Origin of the sequence: Hydrocoleum sp. CS-953, from assembly GCF_002260545.1 — a bacterium.
Classification (GTDB): Bacteria; Cyanobacteriota; Cyanobacteriia; order Cyanobacteriales; family Microcoleaceae; genus Trichodesmium.
Map to the genome: position 1 here is coordinate 1 of NZ_LGSU01000824.1, position 4,881 is coordinate 4,881.

The window sequence follows — 4,881 nt, forward strand, 5'->3', positions numbered from 1 at the left end:
GAGGTAATAATTAATAATTAATAATTAATTATTGAACCTAGCTACTTCATTGTTAGTTCATTCTTTCGTAAACATTCAGATATTAGCCTTTCCTACAGAATGCCACCCATTTATGTCGCGCAGCGTTTGATGTTGGCGACACCCGGAAACAGCTTTTCATTAGTAATAATCCTGCACCAAGTAATTAATAAGAAAGATTACCAAAGAATGCTGAAAGTAAGTTGAAATTTTCCCTAAATCTTTCAACTTTGATTCTTCCTTGACAAAGAATAATTTATATCAAGTAACATTAATTAACCCTACTGTACGGACGTTGCTACTGTAGGGACGTTGCTACTGTAGGGACGTTGCATGCAACGTCCCTACGAGGTTGGGGAAAGATCTTTATTACAGTCATTTAATGAAACATGATATTAATGGCTGACAGCTAATAGCTGATGGCTAAATGCTTCAATTATTTCAATTCAACTTTTCCATCGGTGCAGTTTTAGGATCGATAATTTTTTTACTCTTACCAAACTTGATACCTAAACTCATTTTCCTTCCCTCACCCAAAACATTAGTTACTAACCCCACGCCAAAATTTTCGTGCATCACTTTATCCCCAACTTGCCAATTTTCTGTTTGATTACTTACTGATTTTTTCACAGGATTATTTTTAGTCTTTTGACTCTGACGTTTTGACCGATAAATTACTTTTTTCATAGCATTAGTATTAACCAAATCTCCTGGTAATTCTCCCAAAAATTGAGATGGAATTGTGGCATCTCGCGCTCCCCAAAATTGTCGTCTTTCTGTGGCATAAGAAAGAAATAATTGTTCTTGCGCTCTGGTAATTCCTACATAACAAAGTCGCCTTTCTTCTTCCAAAGATAAAGGGTCATCTATACTCCGAAAATGAGGTAACAAACCCTGTTCCAAACCCACCATAAATACCACTGGAAATTCCAAACCTTTAGCCGAATGTAAGGTCATTAACGATACAGCTTCCTGCCCATCTTGGAGATTATCTAAATCGGAAGCCAAAGAAGCATTTGCCAAAAAACCTCCTAAAGTTGTATCTTCATTATCCTCTTGAAACTGAGCAACAGCACTACATAATTCTCCTAAATTTGCTAGTCTATTATCTGCATCTTCCGTACCCTGTTTTTTCAAGTCTTGAATATAACCAGAATCCTCCAAAATTCCTTCAACAATTTCCATAGCAGTCAAATTTTCTACCTCATCTTGCCAATGTTGAATTATCTCAGCAAATTTATTCACAGCTTTTGATGAACGACCTGCCAAAGCATTAACTGAAGTTGGGTCGTTAATAATTTCCCACAAAGGTATTGCCATCTGGGAACTAGCATTTAATAAACTATCAATAGTTGTCTTACCAATACCTCTTCTGGGAGTATTAATAATTCTGATTAAACTAACAGTATCAGCAGGATTAGCAATTACCCGCAAATAAGCCAAAGCATCCTTAATTTCTTTCCGGTCATAAAATCTCAATCCCCCAATTATCACATATTTAATATCATAATGAATCAACTTTTCTTCAATAGGACGTGACTGAGAATTAGTCCGATAAAGCACAGCAAAACTACCTAAATCTAACTCTGGGTTTTGGTCTGTAATTTCCTCAATTTTACTACAAATAAACTCGGCTTCTTCTCGCTCACTTTCAGCCTCATAACAATAAATTTCTTCCCCTAAACCTCTGGTTGGTTTGAGAATTTTATCAATACGTTGAGTATTATTTTCAATCAATTTATTCGCCACTTCCAGAATATTTTCCCGCGACCGATAATTTTCCTCCAACTTAATCATTGTCCGGGTATCTTCATCAGGCAAACCATCACCAAAATCATTCTGAAAATCCAACAAAATTGTATAATCTGCCATGCGGAAAGAATAAATAGATTGGTCTACATCCCCCACCACAAAAACAGAACGATTTTCCCAATTATTAAAATATCTAGGTTCTTCACCATTAGTGGCTAAATATCTAATAAAATTATATTGAGTCCGATTAGTATCTTGATATTCATCCACTAAAATATGATTAAAACTTTGATGCCAATAAGCCAATACTTGCTCATTTTGCCGAAATAATTCTACAGGTATTCTGATTAGATCGTCAAAATCAAGAGCATTATTCGCAGCCAAATTATCTTGATAAATTCCATAGACTTCAGCAATTACCCTCCCTCGATAATCTGGCTGTGCTTTTTGAAATTCTTGAGGTGACATTCCTTGGTTTTTAGCATTACTAATAGCATATCTCATAGAACGTGGCTCAAATTTTTTATCGTCTAAGTTTAGCTGTTTAGTAACAATTTGCTTAACTAAACTTTGAGCATCACTTTCATCAAAAATAGAAAAATTTTTATCCCAGCGACGTTTTTTTTCGTCTTGGTATTTATTAATATCAAACCGCAGAATACGAGCGCAAAGACTATGAAAAGTTCCCATCCATAAATGCTTAGTAATATTTTTATAGACCTGCGATCGCAACCTTGTTTGTTCTTCCGCACTCAAAGCTGAAAAAGGTTTACCATATTTAGCCTCTGCCTGTTGTTGGGCAAACAACCTCTCAATGCGGTCTTTCATTTCCCGTGCAGCCTTATTTGTAAACGTCACCGCCAGAATATTTTCTGGGTGTACCCGATGATGACGAATTAGATGGGCCACACGATAAGTCAACGCCCTAGTTTTGCCCGATCCAGCACCCGCTACAACCAACATTGGTCCGCAGAAATGTTGTACTGCTTGGCGTTGAGATAAATTTAGCTGAGAGAGAAAGTCGGTAGTTTGCATAGTTGGATGTTATATACAGTAGTTAATATATTGCATATTATCACCAAACTCAAACAAAATATTAGTAGCAGTCCAGTAGGGTGCGTTAATGAAATGTAACGCACCGCAGAAAATGAAATGTAACGCACCGCAGCTATAGTAGAATGAGATGTATAAAAAGGTGCGTTACGACAGATTGTTAAATTCCTTATAGTAGCAGTCCAGTAGGGTGCGTTTCACTGCGTGACATGTTTGCGGAGCATTCCCTATACGAAAAATGAAATGTAACGCACCGCAGTTGTAGTAGAATGACATGTATAAAAAGGTGCGTTACGACGGATTGTTAAATGCCTTTCACAGTCTAAATTTTAGCCGTCTAACGCACCTACTAGACTGTTTCACCTAAAATAGTACGTTAGAATTGTCATTGCGAACGACAGTGAAGCAATCTCTAGAGAGTTGTCTATTGCAACATTTAAGCTGAAACGGTCCACTACAAGTTTTGCTGTCGCCGACATGAAACGCTGCGTGACATCAAAATGAAATGTAACGCACCGAGTCCAAACAACAATCAACTCAAAACCCCCATAAAAAACGGACGAAATAACTCACAACACAGACTTGCAAGATCGCCTTCCAAATGAACCAACCCCATCTTTTGCAACTGATAACCAAGGGATAGTTTTATTTCTATGGGTTTGTGGTTGTTCACAATTTCAGTAAAAATAGGCAATAATTCATCGTAGCGTTGCAAGTTCCACCATTGTTGTTGTAAATGTTCTGCATAAATAGCAGTTGTACTATCAGAATTTTCTAAAAGCTCTTCCAGAGTTATAGTCTGTTGTTGTAGGTAATAAAATGCTAACTGCAAACGATAGGGATGTCCGCTTAGAAGAGTAATTAGTTGCTGGATTTTTTCTTCAGTTATTTCTTGTTCGTACCGCCGTGCTAGATCCTGCACTTGAGCTAGAGTAAACTCCGGCAAATTGATGACTAATCCAGTATTCAACAGGGAAGGATTAATTGAGGGAGGCATCATAATTTCCGTAGAATGAACTGTCACCAGTCGCAGCTTTTGCCAAAGATTACTTTCTGCTACCCCTGCTTTTGCTTGCTCAGACCAGGTTCGCAGAAGTTGGATAAATTCACGAGCAACATCTGGGTAGGCAAAAAGCTGATTGAGTTCATCAAGAGCTATTACCAGAGGTTGATCTAGGTTAGCTAAGATAATATCATTGAAATAGTCAGTGGCGATTGATTTGCTGCCTAAGGAGTTATCCCAAAAATGAGCTATCTGCTCATGCGATGGTGAATAGGGAAATTCTAACTCCTTGCTAACTCTACCACAGAACCATTTTAGGAAGCGTTCTAGGTTCTGTAAAATCTCTGCATCAGCGAGTTGTAAGTTCAGGGAAACGGTTTGATAGTCAAGGGATCTAGCGTAATACAAGATACGGCTCATTAGGGAGGTTTTGCCCATTTGCTTGTGAGCGCGGATATTCAACAGTGTACCTGGTTCCTGGATGCCTTGGTAACAAAGGCATTCGATGATGGGACGGTCAATGTAAAAGATAGAATCTAGGGGTATCTGTCCTCCCGGTGCCGTTGGCAAACGAGGTTGCAGATCGTCTTGTGGTTGAACCATTTTTTTCATTTGGGCGACGTTGTTGCGATCGCGCAGCATATCGAAAGGAGAATTGCAGACTGGTTCTAGGAAGGAGTAGGTTTCAGCAGGGGGCATAGGGTTAATCTGGACCTGATTATCTTGCTCAGACTTCAAGTATAGATAATCATCCGCTAACAAACTCAGATTAAAGGCATCGAAGCAGCATTTTAAGGTACGTTTATCGACTCCTGACGAGCAGGTAAATATTTTGCTAAGGGTATTGGGAGTTAAACCTGTTTTTTTACTAAGAGATTCAAGGGTGTATCGCTGATTTTGCTCAATTTCTGCCTCTGATTTAGCTTGATGAAGTTTCCTTGAGCCTTGATTGGTAAGGGTTACACCACGTCTGCGTACATAGTTACTCATTGTTGTTATCTTTTTTTGATTAACAAATTTTTGATCTGATCTGTAGAAGTTAAAGATGTCCCCGA

General features: G+C 38.2%; 2 protein-coding genes. Both read right to left on the bottom strand.

Annotation, left to right across the window (positions count from 1 at the left end; translation table 11 throughout):
- Positions 1 to 459: 459 nt before the first annotated feature.
- Entirely contained in the window at positions 460 to 2,805 is a 2,346-nt protein-coding gene (gene pcrA / locus AFK68_RS10430) for a DNA helicase PcrA (RefSeq protein ID WP_094672648.1), read from the bottom strand.
- 550 nt (positions 2,806 to 3,355) lie between these two features.
- Positions 3,356 to 4,816, bottom strand: coding sequence for an AAA-like domain-containing protein (locus AFK68_RS10435; RefSeq protein WP_094672649.1), 1,461 nt, complete (start codon positions 4,814 to 4,816; stop codon positions 3,356 to 3,358).
- Positions 4,817 to 4,881: the final 65 nt, after the last annotated feature.

Excerpts from the sequence above, each read along its gene's own strand:
- AFK68_RS10435 (WP_094672649.1), bottom strand. The coding sequence starts at position 4,816 with ATGAGTAACTATGTACGCAGACGTGGTGTAACCCTTACCAATCAAGGC.
- pcrA (WP_094672648.1), bottom strand. The coding sequence starts at position 2,805 with ATGCAAACTACCGACTTTCTCTCTCAGCTAAATTTATCTCAACGCCAA.